We start from the raw sequence: 243 nt of genomic DNA, 5'->3' as shown, positions 1-243 counted from the left end.
CTGCTGTTCATTACCGGATAACCCGAATGCGCATCACCGATGGAGATCTGCACATCGTTGGTGAAACGATGTTTGTGGCCCGGCAAGTTTTTATAGGTAAACATCCGGTGCTTACCGTCTTCGCTATCACGGCCGTAGAAGTCATTCATCGAGCTGGCAAAGGTATCCAGATCGTTAGCGAATTGCTCCAGTCCGCCAGTGTAATTGCTGGCATTCAGGTTCTTCTTCGGTGTGGTATAGACG

At 49.8% G+C, this 243-nt stretch carries 1 protein-coding gene; it reads right to left on the bottom strand.

Annotation, left to right across the window (positions count from 1 at the left end; translation table 11 throughout):
- Positions 1-243 (bottom strand): M60 family metallopeptidase (locus tag RTW80_RS30475; protein ID WP_312721973.1); only part of this gene is annotated, 243 nt, incomplete at both ends.

This window comes from Escherichia sp. AM3 (assembly GCF_032029835.1).
GTDB lineage: Bacteria > Pseudomonadota > Gammaproteobacteria > Enterobacterales > Enterobacteriaceae > Escherichia > Escherichia coli.
This window is presented reverse-complemented; position numbering and strand designations above follow the sequence as displayed.